Source organism: Paenibacillus sp. FSL M7-0802, assembly GCF_038004945.1.
Taxonomy (GTDB): Bacteria; Bacillota; Bacilli; order Paenibacillales; family Paenibacillaceae; genus Paenibacillus; species Paenibacillus polymyxa_B.
The window spans coordinates 2751396-2768411 of sequence record NZ_JBBOSD010000001.1 but is presented as its reverse complement, the minus strand read 5'-3'; the positions used below and the strand labels follow the sequence as shown (position 1 = coordinate 2768411).

Here is a 17016-nt window from a genome sequence, read left to right as displayed (position 1 = left end):
AATTAAATTGACAACTTATTTTTCGTGTTGTTATAATATTTAGCTTGATTTGACAATCCCTCTAAAATTCGTTATAATGGACAAGGAAAGAGGTGGTCGTTAGGCAATGGCTAAAAATACGCTGTTGGAAATCAAACGCAGTCTCGACGCACATGTAGGGCAAAAAATTTTGCTGCGGGCTAACGGCGGACGCCGTAAGACCGTCGAACGAACTGGTGTCTTGGAAGAAACGTACCCTTCTGTTTTTATCGTCAAGCTGGATCAGGAGCAACAGACGTTTAAACGTGTCTCCTACAGCTATGCTGACATTCTTACCGAGTCGGTGGAAGTCAGCGTATATGATCCCGACTCCCATACAAGTGTAGTCGAATATTTTGAAACACCTTAATTAATTTCGTGATTTATACCAGCTTTCCAGGTTTAACGACGGCTTCGTCATTTCAAATGACGGGGCCGTTTTGTATATACAGAGCAGGATGAAGCATGACATCTCTGCACATACTAAGCCGGGAATGATCTTCCTTATTCCATTGCCGAAGGAGGCGTATGTATGAGCCGAAGAAGACGGAGTGTCATGTCGGAGGAGCTAAAGTACGAGCTGGCCAAAGATCTTGGATTTTACGACACGGTCAAGGAAGAAGGCTGGGGAGGCATTAAAGCCAAGGATGCGGGCAATATGGTCAAGCGGGCTATCCAACTTGCCGAGCAGGCAGCTTCCCGCAAATCGTAGCCATCGGTGGTGCTGATGAAAAGCGGGGATATCCGGGATTAGACCGGGTCATCTCCGCTTTTTTGAACCTCATGACTTGACACGCTGAGTCTGATATAATATGTTAAGCTGTCTTGAGGGAAAAGTTGAAGGTGGGTGAACGCCTTGAAAATATATGAAAAAGCACCGGCGAAAATCAATTTAATGCTTGATGTTCTACGTAAGCGGGACGATGGTTATCACGAGGTCGAAATGATTATGACCATGGTCGATCTGTCTGACCGATTGACGATGTCTGAGTTACCGCGTGATACCATTATTATTTCAAGTCAAGCCGGGTACATACCATTGGATGAAAAGAACTTGGCTTTTCAGGCTGCGCGTCTGATCAAAGAACGTTATAACGTGTCTACGGGCGTCCACATCCATCTGGATAAGCATATCCCGGTGGCGGCAGGGTTGGCGGGTGGAAGTAGTGATGCTGCCGCAGCGCTGCGTGGACTGAACAAGCTATGGAAGCTTGGCATCTCGGATGCAGAATTAAGGGTGCTGGGTGCTGAGCTGGGATCAGATGTACCTTTCTGTATTACAGGGGGTACAGCTTTAGCGAGCGGACGCGGAGAACTGCTCAAGCCACTTCCGAATCCGCCACAATGCTGGGTGATCCTTGCGAAGCCGCCGATTAATGTGTCGACGGCTGAAGTGTATGGTCGTGTCAAAGCAGACCAGATTACGCACCACCCGTCTGCCCGCCAGATGGAGCATGCGATCCGTAACGCCTCTTTTACCGATGTATGCAACGCGCTGGGGAATGTACTGGAGGATGTAACACTAAAGCTGTATCCAGAGGTAGAGCATCTTAAAAGCTCCATGATCCGCTTAGGAGCAGATGGTGTGCTGATGTCAGGTAGTGGACCTACAGTGTTCGGACTGGTATCGAAGGAAGCCAAAGTGCCACGGATTTACAACGGACTAAGAGGGTTTTGTAAAGATGTGTATGCAGTACGACTTTTGACCTGATTTTAGATATTTTTTTCTTATTATAGTGGTAATTGTTGTACAAATACGTACGAAGATGATATATTTACTATTAAATATTCGGATTTTACTATATCACTTACATTCCGCCAGCAACCGGCCAGTCCGCCGGTGCTTTACTGTACAAAGCGGGCGGCAGGAGAATAGATCGCGAGGAATTGTTGTGAAAAAACTTAAAAGAAGCTCACGATTGGTGGAAATGACGCAATTTTTGTTGTCACGGCCGCATACGCTGGTGCCTCTTACTCATTTTGCGGATCGCTACGGGGCAGCTAAGTCGTCCATAAGCGAGGATCTGGCCATCATCAAGGAAGTATTTGAGGATGAGGGCACTGGCGAGCTTCTGACTCTGGCGGGAGCGGCAGGGGGCGTCAAACTGATCCCAAGGCTTTCCAAGCAGCATGCGCTTGCGTTTGCGAACGACCTGTGTGCGCAACTGGAGCAGCCTGACCGCATATTACCGGGAGGATACCTGTATTTGTCCGATTTGCTGGGCCAACCTGCGATGATGAACGAAGCTGGTAAAATATTCGCGACCGCTTTTGCCAATCGTCAGATTGATGTGGTTATGACGGTGGAGACCAAGGGTATTCCACTTGCCTATGCAACCGGAGCACAGCTGAATTTGCCAGTCGTTCTCGTACGGCGTGATCATCAGGTGACAGAAGGTTCGGCTGTAAGTATTAATTATGTTTCAGGATCACAAAAGAGCCTGCATACGATGTCTTTATCCAGACGTGCGATGCGTGAGAAATCGCGTGTGCTCATCGTAGATGATTTTATGAAGGCCGGTGGCACCATTCAGGGGATGGTCGATTTGTTGGCTGAGTTTGATGCTGAGGTGGCCGGTGTAGGTGTGCTGGTAGAATCAGGCGAGGTGGAGAACGAAGAGCGCCTGCTGCACGATTATATTTCACTGGCGAATCTGACCGCAGTCGATTCTCGAAGCAAGCAAATTACAGTCAAGCTGGGCAATTATTTTGATGAGTGAACAGGGCAGTAAATTGTCACAATCCATCATAAAATACCTAAATATGTCGAAAAGAAATCTTTTCAAAAAAATTACCTGAATTTAGGATACGAATTGCCGAAAAAAAGAAGGATTTCGAACTGCTGTGTGGAATGTATACACCAAGTCCTATTTGGAAAAAGGTGGTGAAACACACATGCAGATTACGGATGTTAGACTCCGCCGAGTGAACTCAGAAGGAAGAATGAAGGCGATTGCATCCATTACGATTGATAATGAGTTTGTTGTTCATGACATCCGAGTTATCGACGGTAATAACGGGATGTTCGTAGCTATGCCAAGCAAACGAACTCCAGACGGAGAGTTTCGCGATATCGCTCACCCGATATCTTCAGGAACCCGTGAGAAGATCCAAGCTGCTGTATTGACTGAGTACGAACGTGCAGCTGTGGATGAAGAAGTTGCTATTGAAGAAGGCGCTTAATTCGCCTAAAGCAGGATTGGGGTACAAAAGAAAAAGAGAGCCACTAACTGTGGCTCTCTTTTCTTTTTGTCTGGAATGAGATATATTCTTTAGTGAGTTAACAGTCAGTTTTAAGGCAACTTGGAGCCATCCGGGCTGCCGAAGCGGCTTTTTCATAAGACAGGGACTAGGCAGCGATGCGTCCCGGGGATGAATGTCCAGCACAAGCTGGCCTGAAAAAATAGCCATTAACCAAAGGTTCGCCGTTATTTTTCAGGAGGATTGTGAAAAGTTAAGCAAAATCTGATCTGGGAATTAACGTTTTAGCCAAGGGGTAACTGTTATTTTCAGGATAGGAGGTTGGACTTGTTGGAAAGGTTGGCAGTCATTCTTGCCGCAGGGCAGGGAAAACGTATGAAATCCAAATTATATAAAGTTCTGCATCCGGTGTGCGGAAAACCGATGGTCGGGCATGTGCTCGACACGGTTCGTGAAATCGGTGTGTCCCGAAGTGTAGTCGTCGTGGGTCATGGAGCAGAGGCGGTACAGTCTTATTTGGGACCGTCGGCAGAATATGCGCTTCAGGCAGAGCAGTTGGGAACGGGCCATGCTGTCAAGCAAGCCAAGGACTTGCTCGGTCAGGAAAAAGGTACAACCATTGTCATTTGTGGGGATACTCCTTTGATCACAGCGGAAACGCTAGAGGGCTTGGTGCAACTGCACGAGAGCCGTGGGGCGGCTGCGACGATTCTGACCGCTGAGTTGGACGACCCGAAAGGATATGGACGAGTTATCCGTGATGCTTCCGGGGCCGTGCTCAAGATCGTGGAACAGAAAGATTGTTCACCTGAGGAAGATGCTGTCCGGGAGATCAATACGGGAACGTACTGCTTTGACAATGCCAAGCTGTTTGCAGCGCTGGACAAGGTAACGAACACCAATGCACAGCAGGAATATTATCTGACAGATGTCATTGGTATTTTGCATGGTGAAGGTGAGCAGGTTGAGGCGTATTTGACAGATGATGTGTCTGAATCCATCGGTGTTAACGACAGAGTCGCTTTGTCGGTAGCTGAGGGCTATATGCGTGAGCGCATCGTCCGCAAGCATATGCTGAATGGTGTCACTGTCATTGATCCGTCTTCTACCTATATCGGGAGCGAGGTTGTTATTGGTTCCGATACGGTACTGTACCCGAACACATGGCTGCATGGTCAAACACAAATCGGAGAAGATTGTGTGATTGGTCCGCAGGCTGAGATTCAGAATACGATTATCCATTCAGGCGCAACGGTAAAACATTCGGTGTTGAACGAAGCGGAAGTGGGAAGCAGTACCTCTGTGGGGCCGTTTGCTTATCTGCGTCCAGGCGCGAAGCTTGGCGAACATGTGAAAATTGGTGATTTTGTTGAGGTGAAAAATGCGACCATTGGAGATCATTCCAAGGTGTCTCATTTGAGCTATGTCGGTGATGCCAAGGTGGGTACAAACGTAAATATTGGCTGCGGGGCAATAACGGTCAATTATGATGGATATAATAAATCTATTACAGAAATTGAAGACGATGCCTTTATTGGCAGCAACGTGAATCTGATCGCCCCGATTAAGATTGGAAAAGGTGCTTATGTTGTAGCAGGCTCCACTGTAACACATGCTGTCCCTGATAACGATCTGGCCATTGCCAGACCACGTCAAGAGAACAAAGCCGGATATGCGGACAAAATCCGCGCACGTGCCAAAGCGAAGAAGAAAAGATCGGAATGACCTTAATCAGCAAGCTGTTGAATCTGTAATGAATGAACCAGCACGGAGGGTTTCTATTAATGACTTATTGCGATTCCAAACTCAAAATATTTACTTGTAACTCCAATCCGAAGTTAGCCCACCAGATTGCGGACTACATCGGCATCCCAATGGGGGAATCCCATACCACATCGTTTAGTGACGGTGAAATCCAGGTTAAGCTGTCGGAAAGCGTACGCGGCTGCCATGTGTATATTGTGCAGTCAACTTGTCTGCCGGTTAACGACAACTTGATGGAGTTATTGGTTATGATTGATGCACTTAAACGCGCTTCTGCCAAAAGTATCAATGTCGTTATGCCATATTACGGTTACGCTCGTCAGGATCGTAAAGCTCGTTCACGCGATCCGATTACAGCGAAACTTGTCGCTAACTTGATTGAAAAGGCGGGGGCTCACCGCGTAATCAGTATGGATTTGCATGCGATGCAGATTCAGGGATTCTTTGATATTCCAGTGGATCATATGCTGGGAGCGCCAATTTTGGCCCAATATTTCCGTTCCAAGCAAATTGAGAACCCGATTGTCGTCTCACCCGATCATGGCGGGGTTGTTCGTGCGCGTAAGCTGGCGGACTTCCTGAGTGCGCCGCTCGCTATTATTGATAAGCGTCGTCCAGAGCCAAATGTCAGTGAAGTGATGAATATCATCGGGAACATTGAGGGTAAAACGGCTATTTTAATTGATGATATCATTGATACAGCCGGAACGATTGTATTAGGTGCAAATGCGCTTAAAGAAGGCGGCGTAAAAGATGTGTATGCATGTTGTACACATGCTGTGCTTTCTGGTCCTGCTATGGAAAGACTGGAGAATTCGCCATTAAAAGAGGTGGTTGTGACGGATACGATCCCGATCGTTCACCCGAATCCGACAAGCAAGCTGAAGGTATTGTCTGTGGCTCCATTAATGGGAGAAGCTATCATCCGTGTGCATGAAGAATTGTCGATCAGCAAACTGTTTGAAATCGAATAAGCGCTGGCTCATTAAAAAAGGGGTTGCCTTTTCCATATGGAAAAGGTAACCCCTATCAGCATGTCAGGCTAAAAGCCTGGGCGAGATATGAATGTGAAGCGTTGACGATTGTATAGTGTGTCCTCTATTTCGACGAAATGCTCATTAAAACGCGCAACGATGCCAATCTGAATATGTACATTCCCGTCATATATCTGGACAGGAACGGAATGTTTTAAATGATATAGAAAATGGCTGTCATATAAGAGGATATCACCTTGATTGAGCATACCGGCACGCACCTTCCTATTCAATACAACTATTTTACCAAAAAATACAGACTGCGAAAGAGGGTGTCAAGGTTATGAAGTGGATTGTAGGATTGGGCAACCCCGGTCCCCAATACGAGAAAACGAGACATAATGTCGGATTTATGGCATTGGATGCTCTTGCCTCGCGTCATAACATCCAGATTAACCAAAGCAAATGCAAGGCGTTGATTGGAGAAGGCCACATTGGTGGCGTAAAAACCGTACTGATTAAGCCAATGACCTATATGAATCTATCAGGCGAGTCTCTACGTGCTTATATGGACTACTATAAGGCCGATATGGAAGATCTGGTTGTCGTGTACGATGATCTGGATACTGAAGTCGGTAAAATAAGATTGCGTTATCAAGGTAGCGCAGGCGGTCATAACGGCATTAAATCGATCATTCAGCATACCGGCACGCAGTCCTTCAATCGGATACGTATGGGCATTTCCCGCCCGGAACCTGGACATGCTATTGTCGATTATGTTCTGGGTACCTTTCCCAAGAAGGAAAAAGAATTACTGGCCGGAATGATCGAGGACACGTGCAACGCCTTAGAGCATAGCTTGAGTCATCCGTTTGAACGGACGATGGCTGAATTCAACAAGTAAGTTCAGACGCAGGCAGACGGGCTTAAATGGAAGATTGTTGGACATACTGAAAGGTATAGAAAACTTTCAGGAGGCATATACATTACATGATTGTTAATTATGTATGCAGACATTGTCGAACTTTCTTGGGACGAATTGATTCCGCGGCAATAACCGAAGAAAGGTTGGGCTTCCATTCCTTGACCCCTGCCGAACGTAGAGATATAATAGCGTATAATTCGGGTGGTGAAGTGACCGTCAAAGTCATTTGCGAGCATTGCAGTCAGGCATTGGAGAATAATCCTGAGCTGAGTCTGCTCGTTAATCCGCTCCAATAACAGGTATTCAACTGGTAGGATGTACCAGCTTGAGAGGTGAAGCGGCAATTCCGCTTATGGAGCCTTGGCAGCATTGCTGAGGCTTCTTTTTCGGTTTACATGTAACTATTTATAAGCATAAAGGGGTGCCTTTTTTGTTACAAGCACTTATTCAGGCTTTTACGAAGGATGCTGATTATGCATCCATTGCAGCAGGTATATCATCAGGAATGAAGGAACAACTGATATCAGGTTTATCAGGCTCTTCCCGACAGGTACTGATGGCCGCGCTTGCCGAAGATACCGGACGACCGTTAATGGTCATGACGCACAATATGTTTGCCGCTCAAAAAATAGCAGATGACTTACAGGAAGCGCTTTCTCCTGATCAGGTTTTATTGTATCCTGCTAATGAGCTGGTAGCTGCTGAAGCAGCAATATCCAGTCCAGAGACATTGTCCCAACGAATTGATGTATTGATACGCTGCGCCCAGGGTTTTCGTGGGATTGTTGTCGTGCCGTTTTCTGGTGTCCGACGTTTACTGCCAATTCCGGAAACATGGCGTGAGGCTCGTATTGAGCTGAAAGAAGGCGAAACGATTCAGCTGGAAGCGTTTTTGCTACATATGGTCGAGATGGGATACCAGCGTGTAGAGCGTGTGGAATCACGTGGAGAGATGAGCGTACGCGGAGGAATTATTGATTTTTATCCAATGACAACCCGTTGGGGCTATCGTGTGGAGCTGTTTGACGATGAAATTGATTCGATCCGTAAGTTTGATCCGCAAGATCAGCGTTCGGTGGAGAAGGTTCAGGACGTTACCGTAACACCGTGTAAGGAAGTTATTGCGAATAACCAGCGTATGGACCAGGCGGCGGATGCCGCTGCTATTTTGTTGGAGGAGCAGCTGGGCAAAATGACGGATCGTCAAGCTAAGCAGCATCTGAAAGAAGAGATCCATCGTGAAATTGAGTTGCTGCGAGAGCATGTGTATTTTGACGAAATCTATAAATATATCTCCCTGCTGTATCCTGAACGTAAAACCCTAGCAGACTATATGCCGGAAGATACGATTCTGATTATTGATGAACCGGCACGTATGCTGGAAACAGCCAAGCAACTGGAACGAGATGAGTCAGAATGGAATCTGCATTTGCTTCAAAACGGTAAAACGTTACCGCAGCTAGAACTGTCAGATGACGCGGACAATCTGCTGTACAACCGGAGATTTCAGACGTTGTTCCTGTCGATTTTCCTCCGTCAGGTTCCTCATACCCAGCCACAAAATATTTTGAACTTCATCTGCCGAGGCATGCAGGATTTTCATGGCCAAATGAATGTGCTCAAGGCGGAGATGGATCGTTGGCGCAAAGCCGGCACACAGGTTATGATGCTGGCGAGTGGAGATGAACGTCTAGATCGGATGCGCCGAGTGCTTGAAGATTATGGTATTGATGAGCCTACGATGGCTATCGGCAATCTGCAAAGCGGTTTTGAAATGCCGTCTATTCATCTGGCAGTCATTACCGAGGGTGAAATGTTTTCCCAGAAGCAGCGGAAAGCTCGTAAGCAGGGTCGGCATGTGGACAATGCAGAACGGATTAAGAGCTATAGCGAGCTGAAGGTGGGCGACTATGTCGTACACCAAAATCACGGGATCGGGAAGTACATGGGAATCGGCACGCTGGAGGTTGGCGGTATCCATAAGGATTACATGCATGTTCTCTATGCGGGTGGAGATAAGCTGTCTGTGCCGATTGAACAAATTGATCTGATTCAGAAATATGTCGGCTCAGAGGACAAGGAACCCAAGATTTATAAACTGGGTGGTAATGAGTGGACACGGGTTAAAAGTAAGGTGCGCAGCTCGGTTCAGGATATTGCGGATGACTTAATCAAGCTATATGCAGAACGACAGTCGGCACCAGGGTTTGCTTTTGAAAAGGATTCGCCGGAGCAACAAGAGTTTGAGGACATGTTCCCCTATGATGAGACACGTGACCAGATTCGGGCCATTGAAGAGATTAAGAAGGACATGGAGCAGAGTCGCCCGATGGATCGTTTGCTATGCGGTGATGTAGGTTACGGCAAAACTGAAGTTGCTATTCGTGCTGCTTTTAAGTCTGCTATTGAAGGTAAACAAGTAGCGGTGCTGGTACCGACGACAATTTTGGCACAACAACACTATGAGACGTTCCGTGAACGTTTTTCAGGGTATCCGTTCAATATTCAGGTATTGAGCCGTTTCCGCTCGCGCAAAGAGCAGAATGAGACGATTAAAGGGGTCCGGCAAGGCACGGTCGATATTGTCATTGGTACCCATCGTCTGTTGTCGCAGGATCTGGTGTTTAAGGACTTGGGAATGCTGATTGTCGATGAAGAACAGCGATTTGGCGTAACCCACAAGGAAAAGCTGAAGAAGCTGAAAACGAACGTAGATGTGCTGACGTTAACGGCAACACCTATTCCGCGTACGTTGCATATGTCCATGCTGGGTGTACGTGACTTGTCAGTCATTGAGACGCCACCGGAAAACCGTTTTCCAGTGCAAACCTATGTGGTTGAGCACAGCCAGACTCTAGTTCGTGAGGCCATTGAACGCGAGATGGCACGCGGAGGGCAGGTGTACTATCTGTATAATCGCGTGCAGGGCATTCAGGAGATGGCTGCAGAGATCAATGCGCTCGTACCGGAGGCCAAGGTGGGCGTGGGTCACGGACAGATGTCCGAAACCGAACTGGAGAAAACTATTTTGGATTTCCTGGATGGCGAATATGATGTGCTGGTCAGCACCAGCATTATCGAAACCGGCGTGGATATTCCAAATGTGAATACACTCATTGTGCATGATGCCGATAAAATGGGGCTATCTCAGCTTTATCAGCTGCGTGGGCGTGTAGGTCGTTCGAATCGGATTGCCTATGCTTATTTCACGTACCAGCGGGATAAGGTGCTCACGGAAGTGGCGGAGAAGCGCCTTCAGTCGATTAAAGAATTTACAGAGTTGGGCTCTGGGTTCAAGATTGCAATGCGCGATTTGTCCATCCGCGGAGCGGGTAACTTGCTTGGCGCTGAACAGCATGGATTCATCGCATCCGTCGGTTTTGATCTTTACTCGCAGATGCTGGCTGAGGAAATTAATAAACGTAAAGTCAGCGTACTTGGAGAAGAGGATCAGTCCAATCGGAATTGGAGTACGTCGATTGATTTAGGCGTCGATGCTTACCTGCCGGGAGACTATATTTATGACAGCATCCAGAAGATTGAGATTTATAAAAAGGTTGCAGCGGTCAGCACCTTTGACGAGGCTTCTGAACTGGAAGATGAACTGGTCGACCGATTTGGCGATCTGCCAGAGGCTGTGCTTCATTTGCTAGCCGTGGCTCGTCTCAAGGTATATGGACGCATGTATGGCATCGAGTCCATAGTGCAACGGGATGAAAATATAGTGTTGAAATTCCATGAAGGGCGCCAGCAGGCGGTACAGACTGCTAAACTTGCCGAGATTGGCAATCGCTTTGAAAGACGTGTACAATTTGAACAGGGCACTTCTATGAGCGCACGCATAAAGGGCAAAGGTCTAAATGATCCACAGTTGCTAGAACTGCTGGAACAATTTTTGAGTGCATTGAAAGAAGCATTCACATTGAAGGAGGAACTGCAAAATGCCACAACTAAATAAAAGGAAACCTTGGAGAATGCTCTCCTTGGGAATGGCAGCGCTGCTAGCTATATCCGTGCTGGCAGCATGTACGAAGCAAGCGGATGAGAACAAGGTCAAGGATGAACCGAAGGACAACAGCAAGGTTGTCGTGACCTATAAGGGTGGAACCATTACCGAAAATGAGTTCAACCAAGAAATCAGCATGATGAAATTCCTTTACCCGGAATATGAGGCTGCGTTAGCTTCGGATCAGGTACGGGAGCAAATTGTAAAGCAGGAAGTGGTGTACAAGCTTCTGGCGGCCAAAGCGGACGACAAAGCCAAGGAGCAGGGTGCCAAAGAAGGGAACGAACAGCTGGAGCAGTATAAAAAGTCAGTCGGAGAAGATAAGTTCAAGACATTTCTGAGTGATAAAAAACTGACCGAACAAGGTGTGAAAGATTACTTCACGCGTGTAATGACGGTAATCAACAGCGAAACCAACAAAGTAACAGATGATCAGCTAAAACAGGAATTTGAGAAAAATAAAGATCAATTCACAACAGCAACCGTGCGTCATGTATTGATTAACTTCGAAGATCCTAAAACGAAGAAACAGCGCAAAAAAGAGGATACCCTCAAGCTGGCTAAAGAAGTGAAGGCGAAGCTGGACGGAGGAGCGGATTTTGCGACGATTGCCAAGAAGTATTCAGAAGACCCAGGTTCTGCGTCTAACGGAGGCCTGTATGAGAATGCATCCGTAGCGCAATGGGTACCTGCATTTAAAGAGGCCGCTGAGACTCAGCCGATTAACAAAATCGGTGAGCCAGTGGAAACGGAATACGGATATCACGTGATCAAAGTGGAGTCCCGCAATGAGCCAACGTTTGATAAATTGAAAGACAACGAAAAGGCTGCCCTGAAAAATAAATTGGCCGGGGAAAGTATCCAAAACTTTACCGAAAATGATTTGACGAAGCTTGATTTGAAAATCAATCTGCCGAAGGTACCAGCTACGCAAGAGAAAAGCGGTGCAACTTCCGGTGCTGGTAGCACAACTACACCGGGCGCAGCAACAAACGGTACGGGCGATACCAATGCAGGAACAGCCAAAGATGGAGCTACAAACGAAGGTAAATAACTGAACATGCATAAGGAATTGGGAACAGATGAATACTATGGTCAGATATCACCATAAACACCATGACCGTGACGTTCTTCGTGACCGCTTCTGGGGGAGTGGAAGCGTCTTTCGATACCGTCAGTAGTTTACTAAATTCTTCTTGAGAAAGTGGGGCAACATGTGAAATGAAAGCTACTGGTATAGTTCGCCGTATTGATGACCTTGGGCGGGTAGTTATTCCAAAGGAAATTCGCCGCACCTTGAGAATTCGTGAAGGAGATCCGCTTGAGATTTTTGTGGATCGTGACGGAGAAGTCATTTTGAAAAAGTATTCACCTATTGGTGAACTTGGTGATTTCGCCAAAGAATATGCTGAGTCCCTGTTTGAAAGCACGGGCCATATTACAATGATTACCGATCGGGACACCATTATTACGGTGGCTGGAGGCTCTAAAAAAGAGTTTCTGGACAAGCCAATCGGTAGCATTATCGAAGGTAGTATGGATAATCGCAAAACTGTGCTGGAGACAGCCAGCGGCTCCTATGAGCTAACGCGAGACCACGAAGAAACACTCTCGTCCTTTGTGGCGGCTCCCATTGTTTCCGGTGGTGATCCCATTGGTTCCGTTGTATTGTTGAACAAGGACGAAAATGTAAAAATGTCCGAAATGGAGATCAAAATGGCTGAAACAGCCGCTGGCTTCCTGGGCAAACAAATGGAACAGTAACATCCCGTTTCACCCCTGTATGACGTACAGAATGGCGAAAGCCGTCCTGCGTTGTACAGGGTTTTTTTTCTTTCCGGGAGAAGAGGCGGTATAATAGGACTCGTGAAAGATGCATATTTCAGGTGGGAGTGGAGACGGAGAATGCAGGAAAATCGCGCCGCTTCGCGGCTACTACGAGGTGCTGTCATTTTGACACTGGCAGCAGTAGCGAGCAAGCTGATCGGCACAGTGCAAAAAATCCCGCTGCAGAATATCGGCGGCGACGGCGTGTTTGGCATTTATAATACGGTTTATCCTTTTTATACGCTGTTCATTACCATTGCAGCTGCTGGATTTCCGGCTGCAATATCCAAATTTGTAGCTGAGTTTGAGGCAGTGGGAAACCGGGCAGCGGGGCAACGTGTTGCTCGGCTATCTTCGCTTGTCTTGGGTGTCTTTGGATTGATCTTGGGCGTGCTGATGTATACGTGCGCGCCGCTCATTGGTCAATGGATCGACAATGCTCACGTTATTCCGTCGGTGAGGGCGGCGGCGTTTGCCTTTTTGTTCGTACCGGTTATGGCGGGATTGAGAGGATATTTTCAAGGTTTGCAAAATATGCTTCCGACTGCTATCTCCCAAGTGACGGAGCAGGCGATACGGGTAAGCGTGATGATTATGCTGTTGCTGCTCATGCTGTCGCAAGGAGCGGGGGCGGATATGATTGCCGCCGGAGCAGTGTTTGGTTCAGCAGCAGGTGGAGCAGCGGGATTGGTCGTCATGTTGCTATATTGGCGAAATCACAGGAAGAGGCTTAGAAGGCAAGGGACGGTCATGGCGACAGTGCAAGCACAAACTGGAGAGCTACACCCGGCGGAAAGCAACGGTGCCTTGCTAAAGGCGCTGCTGCGTTATGCCTTGCCTGTTTGCCTTGGAGCGCTAGCCGTTCCGTTAATTAGCCTGGTAGACACTTTTACCGTACCTCGCTTGTTAAAGCAGGAGGGTTTGGACGATACTGCGGTTATGGTGGCCTTTGGCGTGTATAACCGAGGTCTGCCGCTGGTACAGCTAGTCATGATGTTTGCTACCACACTGTCGGCATTATTCATTCCATCGCTGGCTGAGGCGCGGGTGACCGGCGGTACGGAGCTGGCACGTCGCCAGTGCGAGCAATCGCTGCGCTGGTTTTGGTTGCTGGGACTAGCCGCTGCGACAGGCCTGATCGTGCTGGCTGTGCCCGTCAATGTGATGCTGTATGCGGACGACACCGGCAGCGAGGTCATGCGCTGGATGGCGCTAACCGCCGTAGGCGGTACGCTCAGCATCATCTCGGCTGCGCTGCTGCAAGGGCTTGGCGCGGTTCGCGCGCCGGCTCTGGCGATGCTCGCGGCCGCAGTAGCCAAGGCGCTGCTAAACTGGCTGCTCGTGCCGCAGCTAGGCACGGCTGGAGCCGCCATTGCGGGGGCTGTCGCCTATCTGCTGGCGGCGGTGATCAACATCGTGCTGCTGGCTCGCTTGGTAGGCCTGCGTGGGAGCTGGTCCGCCAGCGTGCTCAAGCCGGCGGCACTGCTTATCGCCCTGGCTGGTGCGGCCGGGGCGGCGATGTGGGGCACCAGCGCTGTGCTGGGTGCCTTGGGATGGGCTGCCGGAGGTCGCGCCACGGCAGCCGCGGAGAGCCTGCTGGGCGTAGCAGCAGGCGCCGTTGTGTTCGTGATCGGCCTCGCACGCTTGAGGCTGATCACGGAAGCCGAGCTTGTGGCGGTGCCCAAGCTCGGACGCCCGCTGGCAGCCGTGCTGCGCAGGCTGCGTGTACTGGCTTAGCCCAGGCATAGGGCTTAGGGCGCGAAAGTGGCACAGCCATTTTATGAGCCTATACAACTTTGTGGTATAGTAAGTCCCAAAGCAAAGGAAGCGGAAGCGGGGGTAGGCCGTATATTTTTTCGAGCATGAACCTTGTTTCTGCGAAACGGAGGATTGGATATGAGCGTAACATTAACGGTCGTAGGTTTGGGCTCGGGAGATCCGGATCAGCTTACGATAGGGATATTGAACAAAATGCGGGGCGCTTCAGCGCTGTATCTGCGGACCAAGGAGCATCCTGCGGTTCAAGTGCTGAATGAGTTTGAAGTGGCTTTTGAGTCGTTTGACAAGGTATATGAGACAAAGGAGTCCTTTCCAGAGGTATACGAGGAAATTACCAGCCAATTAATTACGACGGCTGCTAAGGCGGCAGACGGAAGCGAAATCGTCTATGCGGTTCCCGGTCACCCGATGGTGGCAGAAGCAGCGGTGCAGTTGCTTAAGGAGCGTTGTCCTGCGCAAGGGATTGAACTGAACATTCTGGGTGGCGAAAGTTTCCTGGATGAAGCTTTTGTGCGTCTTGGTTTTGATCCGATCGAGGGTTTCCAACTGTTGGACGCAGGTACACTGGATGCCAGCTGGCTCCAGCCTCAGTTGCATACGCTGATCGGACAGGTGTATGACACCTTCACGGCTTCTGATGTGAAGCTGTGCCTGATGGAGCGGTATCCTGACGATTATGAGGTGTACGTCGGTCACGCTCTTGGGGTGGAAGGCGAGGAAGCGGTGCACAAGGTGCCGCTGTACGAGCTAGATCGAGTAGAGGGCTACGGGAACCTATCCTTGGTATACATACCTCGCAGTGAAGATGAGGCGCTGAAACGGCGTTCTTTTGACCGTTTACACGAGATTGTCGATATTTTACGCAGTCCGGAAGGCTGTCCATGGGATCGTGAACAGACACATCAGTCGATCCGCAAAAATCTGATCGAAGAAACGTATGAAGTCATTGAAACGATAGATGAGGACGACCCTGAGCATATGAAGGAAGAGCTGGGCGATCTGTTGTTGCAAATTTTGCTGCATGCCCAAATGGAAGAGGAAGTTGGAACCTTCAATGTGTATGATGTTATCCAGGGGCTGAATGATAAGCTTATTTTCCGTCATCCACATGTATTTGGTGACAATCAAGCGAATGATGCGGAAGAAGCGCTGCAAAACTGGGAGCAGATGAAGGCTGAGGAAAAACGGCTTAAAGGCACGACGGCAGCAGACCCTTCCGTACTGGATGGGGTTCCACGTGATCTGCCTGCTCTTATGAAATCGTACAAGCTCCAGAAGAAAGCAGCTAAAGTAGGCTTTAACTGGGATAGCATTGAGGGCGTATTCGATAAATTGGACGAAGAAGTGGCTGAGCTGAAGGAAGCGGTTCGTGAAGGGCATGCCGTGGAAGCCCAGTTGCTGGAGTTAGGCGATGTATTATTTGTTGCAGTGAATGCAGCCCGGTTCATGGGAGTAGATCCGGAAGAGGCATTGTCCGCCACCAATCGCAAATTTGTCGACCGTTTCCAGTATATTGAGCAGAAATTACGCGAGCAGGGACGCCGTCCCGAAGACAGCAGCGTAGATGAAATGGAGACTTACTGGCAGGAAGCGAAAAAGCTCCTTGGCAAAGCGTGATTCCACATATTCGCTTTTGGCTGCACAGAACAGTAAAATGAGACATATGCAGGGTTGAAAGAAGGCCCAGTTTGTGAAGACTTGCCAATGGGCAGAGTTTTGTAGTAGGATGTTGGCTTAACTGGGGTCGAATAAAAAAACGCCTGTCATTGCAGGATTTTTACGGACAAGCCAGAATAACTTGTAGTAATTCTGAAAATAACTGTAGCTTATAGTTAAGCGTGTTACAGTGACATTCAGGAGGGCTTCGGCCACAGTTGGACCTCGCGTCTGCTCCATAAATGGACATGCAGCGTGATGATTATTTTTTGACATTTGGGAGGCTTTTATCTTATGAACAAGACAGATCTGATCAACAATATTTCCAGCAAAAGCGGTTTGAGCAAACGTGACGTTGAAGCTGTATTGAATGGCGTTCTTGGTGAAATTACAGATGCACTTGCTAGCGGTGACAAAGTGCAACTGATCGGCTTTGGTACTTTCGAAACACGCAAGCGTTCCAGCCGTACAGGCCGCAATCCACAAACCGGTAACACGATTGAAATTCCAGAATCGACCGTTCCTGCTTTTAAAGCCGGTAATAAGCTTAAAGAAGCCGTTAACTAATGCGTCTTGATAAATTCTTGAAAGTCTCGCGGCTGATTAAGCGGCGTACGGTAGCCAAGGACGTCTCCGAACAAGGGAGAGTGCTGGTGAACGGACGCGAAGCCAAGCCGAGCAGTGCGGTCAAAGTAGGCGATGAAATTACCGTCCAGTTTGGCCAGAAGCTGGTGACCGTGCGAGTGGAACGGCTCGCCGACACTACACGCAAGGACGAGGCTGCAAGTATGTACACTTTGGTAAAGGAAGAGCCTATTGCCAGGGACAATGGTTTGAACTGGTAAGCAGACATCTGATTTTCTCAC

At 48.5% G+C, this 17016-nt stretch carries 17 protein-coding genes; 16 read left to right on the top strand and 1 reads right to left on the bottom strand.

The window, feature by feature from the left end:
• Positions 1 to 106 precede the first annotated feature (106 nt).
• The 7 genes from veg to MHB54_RS12835 all read left to right on the top strand — a co-directional run bounded on the left by veg (position 107) and on the right by MHB54_RS12835 (position 5957).
• Positions 107 to 388, top strand: a complete 282-nt coding sequence (veg, locus tag MHB54_RS12865) for a biofilm formation stimulator Veg (RefSeq protein WP_013308120.1) — start codon at positions 107 to 109, stop codon at positions 386 to 388.
• Positions 389 to 550: 162 nt separating this feature from the next.
• On the top strand, positions 551 to 730 hold the full coding sequence (locus tag MHB54_RS12860) for a small, acid-soluble spore protein, alpha/beta type (protein ID WP_007428013.1): 180 nt from the start codon (positions 551 to 553) through the stop codon (positions 728 to 730).
• A 144-nt stretch (positions 731 to 874) separates the two neighbouring features.
• Positions 875 to 1729 carry a 4-(cytidine 5'-diphospho)-2-C-methyl-D-erythritol kinase gene (gene ispE / locus MHB54_RS12855; protein WP_013308121.1) on the top strand — a complete coding sequence of 285 codons (855 nt, stop codon included), beginning with the start codon at positions 875 to 877 and terminating at the stop codon, positions 1727 to 1729.
• A 181-nt stretch (positions 1730 to 1910) separates the two neighbouring features.
• The gene (gene purR, locus MHB54_RS12850; protein ID WP_013308122.1) at positions 1911 to 2738 is read left to right on the top strand and encodes a pur operon repressor; all 828 of its coding nucleotides are present in this window, start codon (positions 1911 to 1913) and stop codon (positions 2736 to 2738) included.
• A gap of 175 nt (positions 2739 to 2913) precedes the next feature.
• Complete coding sequence (gene spoVG, locus MHB54_RS12845; RefSeq protein ID WP_007428016.1) at positions 2914 to 3201, top strand: septation regulator SpoVG; 288 nt, start codon at positions 2914 to 2916, stop codon at positions 3199 to 3201.
• A gap of 345 nt (positions 3202 to 3546) precedes the next feature.
• On the top strand, positions 3547 to 4944 hold the full coding sequence (gene glmU / locus MHB54_RS12840; protein WP_080658680.1) for a bifunctional UDP-N-acetylglucosamine diphosphorylase/glucosamine-1-phosphate N-acetyltransferase GlmU: 1398 nt from the start codon (positions 3547 to 3549) through the stop codon (positions 4942 to 4944).
• Between the two features lie 59 nt (positions 4945 to 5003).
• Complete coding sequence (locus MHB54_RS12835; RefSeq protein ID WP_013308125.1) at positions 5004 to 5957, top strand: ribose-phosphate diphosphokinase; 954 nt, start codon at positions 5004 to 5006, stop codon at positions 5955 to 5957.
• A gap of 68 nt (positions 5958 to 6025) precedes the next feature.
• Here MHB54_RS12835 and MHB54_RS12830 read toward each other — a convergent pair whose 3' ends face one another.
• Positions 6026 to 6226 carry a hypothetical protein gene (locus tag MHB54_RS12830; protein ID WP_023986434.1) on the bottom strand — a complete coding sequence of 67 codons (201 nt, stop codon included), beginning with the start codon at positions 6224 to 6226 and terminating at the stop codon, positions 6026 to 6028.
• A gap of 74 nt (positions 6227 to 6300) precedes the next feature.
• Here MHB54_RS12830 and pth point away from each other — a divergent pair, with 74 nt between their 5' ends.
• The 9 genes from pth to MHB54_RS12785 all read left to right on the top strand — a co-directional run bounded on the left by pth (position 6301) and on the right by MHB54_RS12785 (position 16995).
• Complete coding sequence (gene pth / locus MHB54_RS12825; RefSeq protein WP_023986435.1) at positions 6301 to 6861, top strand: aminoacyl-tRNA hydrolase; 561 nt, start codon at positions 6301 to 6303, stop codon at positions 6859 to 6861.
• An 86-nt stretch (positions 6862 to 6947) separates the two neighbouring features.
• On the top strand, positions 6948 to 7178 hold the full coding sequence (locus MHB54_RS12820; RefSeq protein WP_013308128.1) for an anti-sigma-F factor Fin family protein: 231 nt from the start codon (positions 6948 to 6950) through the stop codon (positions 7176 to 7178).
• A gap of 134 nt (positions 7179 to 7312) precedes the next feature.
• Positions 7313 to 10840: a transcription-repair coupling factor gene (mfd, locus tag MHB54_RS12815; RefSeq protein ID WP_071559541.1), complete on the top strand. Its 3528-nt coding sequence runs from the start codon at positions 7313 to 7315 to the stop codon at positions 10838 to 10840.
• On the top strand, positions 10824 to 11942 hold the full coding sequence (locus MHB54_RS12810; RefSeq protein WP_023986437.1) for a peptidylprolyl isomerase: 1119 nt from the start codon (positions 10824 to 10826) through the stop codon (positions 11940 to 11942). Before mfd ends, MHB54_RS12810 begins: the two co-directional genes overlap by 17 nt.
• A 167-nt stretch (positions 11943 to 12109) precedes the next feature.
• On the top strand, positions 12110 to 12652 hold the full coding sequence (gene spoVT / locus MHB54_RS12805; RefSeq protein WP_023986438.1) for a stage V sporulation protein T: 543 nt from the start codon (positions 12110 to 12112) through the stop codon (positions 12650 to 12652).
• Between the two features lie 141 nt (positions 12653 to 12793).
• The gene (locus tag MHB54_RS12800; protein ID WP_068938702.1) at positions 12794 to 14452 is read left to right on the top strand and encodes a putative polysaccharide biosynthesis protein; all 1659 of its coding nucleotides are present in this window, start codon (positions 12794 to 12796) and stop codon (positions 14450 to 14452) included.
• Positions 14453 to 14611: 159 nt separating this feature from the next.
• Positions 14612 to 16111 carry a nucleoside triphosphate pyrophosphohydrolase gene (gene mazG / locus MHB54_RS12795; protein ID WP_160788581.1) on the top strand — a complete coding sequence of 500 codons (1500 nt, stop codon included), beginning with the start codon at positions 14612 to 14614 and terminating at the stop codon, positions 16109 to 16111.
• A 333-nt stretch (positions 16112 to 16444) separates the two neighbouring features.
• Positions 16445 to 16717, top strand: coding sequence for an HU family DNA-binding protein (locus tag MHB54_RS12790; RefSeq protein ID WP_007428028.1), 273 nt, complete (start codon positions 16445 to 16447; stop codon positions 16715 to 16717).
• A complete protein-coding gene (locus MHB54_RS12785; protein WP_016818913.1) occupies positions 16717 to 16995 on the top strand; it encodes an RNA-binding S4 domain-containing protein in 279 nt (92 codons plus the stop codon). The genes MHB54_RS12790 and MHB54_RS12785 overlap by 1 nt, the downstream gene beginning before the upstream one ends.
• Positions 16996 to 17016 lie beyond the last annotated feature (21 nt).